This window comes from Sporolactobacillus sp. THM19-2 (assembly GCF_004153195.1).
Taxonomy (GTDB): domain Bacteria; phylum Bacillota; class Bacilli; order Bacillales; family Sporolactobacillaceae; genus Sporolactobacillus.
In genome coordinates this window covers 1-1,516 of record NZ_SEMC01000047.1, presented here as the reverse complement: position 1 = coordinate 1,516, position 1,516 = coordinate 1, and the positions used below count along the sequence as shown (strand labels likewise).

General features: G+C 50.5%; 1 protein-coding gene. It reads right to left on the bottom strand.

Annotated elements, in window-relative coordinates:
• Positions 1–69: 69 nt before the first annotated feature.
• On the bottom strand, positions 70–1,431 hold the full coding sequence (locus EWH91_RS14260; RefSeq protein ID WP_129930920.1) for an IS4 family transposase: 1,362 nt from the start codon (positions 1,429–1,431) through the stop codon (positions 70–72).
• Positions 1,432–1,516 lie beyond the last annotated feature (85 nt).

Here is a 1,516-nt window from a genome sequence, read left to right as displayed (position 1 = left end):
CTAAAACTTGAAAGATAGAAAAGTGTCCCTGTTCCTTGCTGGTTCTATGTTCTTCCTGGATAAATTAGCTCAGGCTGCCGCTTTGGTCAGCCGTTCCCGATAGCTGGACGGCAGTTTTTTCAGAAACCTTTCCATAATTTGATCCATGACTTTCTCAGAGAGAACGGGTTCATTCTCGAATGCCTCCTGGAATAAGTCGATGAGCTGTCGGATGGCTTCGGTGAAAGTGATATCTGCGAGTTCATCGACCATGAGGTAGAACAACTCGCCCAGGGTCCGGTCGTCCTCCTGTTCCCGGTGTTGCACCGCAAGCAGGGAATAGGCAATAGCCACGCAGGCCGTGTGGGCAAAGATGCCATCGTACGACAAGCCCTGATACTTCGCCAGACGGAGATACTGTTTGCACATTTTGAAGTACATCTCAATCGACCAGCGTTTTCCGTAAAGCCGGATGATTTCATCTTCAGGAAGCTGCGTGTCTGTCGATGCCAGGACCAGATAATCCTTGCGTTTCCGGCGATTGCGGATGTAAACCAGCTTCACCGGGATGTTTTCCTCCCCCTCGACGACGGCTTCAACGCGGACCGAGAGTAGATAGCGTGACCGGCCGCGACGTTTCTTCTGTGCCTTAAAGATCGCTTTGACATCCATCATTTGACCGTTAAACCGGTAGTACACCTTTTTGGACCGTTTGACCATGGCAACGGCGTGAAGCTTGAGCTGACGCAGCTGATGAAACATCTTCGGACTTGAGAACCACGAGTCAAACAAGACGTAGGAAGCCCGGACCCCCTGACTCAGAGCGGACACGAGGAGTTCCCGAACGACTTCGGGCGCTTTGCGCTGGGCCTGAAGCTTTCGCTTCCCGGAATGCGTGCGGGCATCGGCTTTCACGCCACAGACCTGATTCTGACCGGAAAGCAGGGAAAAAGTGACCGGCAGGAATGTGTTGCCATCGCTCCAGCCCAGCTGAAGAAAGCGAAAACCGCGTGTATGCCGATGTCTGGCATGATCGAACTGGAACGCTGCCAGTTCCACATGTTTGGCATGAGCCCGTTCGTACATGGAATCGTCCACAATGAACACGTTCTGACGCGCCGAATCCGTCAACGGTTCAATGAACCGAATGATCCGTTGACAGAGCAGAATCAGAAACTTTTGCCAGTTGATCCGACCGTTGTTGAGCAGGTTGCGGAACGTCTTATCCGAGAAGGTCAACTGATCCTGATGCTTGAGATAATCGCGATACGTCGACCTGTTTGAAAAAATCGTGCTGATCAGATAGCAGAACAGGACACGGAAAGGCACCCCTTTTGTCTTGGTGGCATGAGAAGCTCGTGCGACTTGTGCCAAATGAAATCGACCAAAAAAGTTTTGAACAGAAGCTAAAATACCAGCTGATGGATGATCATTACGTGTTATACTTTTCATAGCATGAATCCGCCTCGATTAATTGTGAGTTGGTACTTCAATTATACCGAGTTGTCGGTATTCATGCTTTTATTTTTGCCCCCCC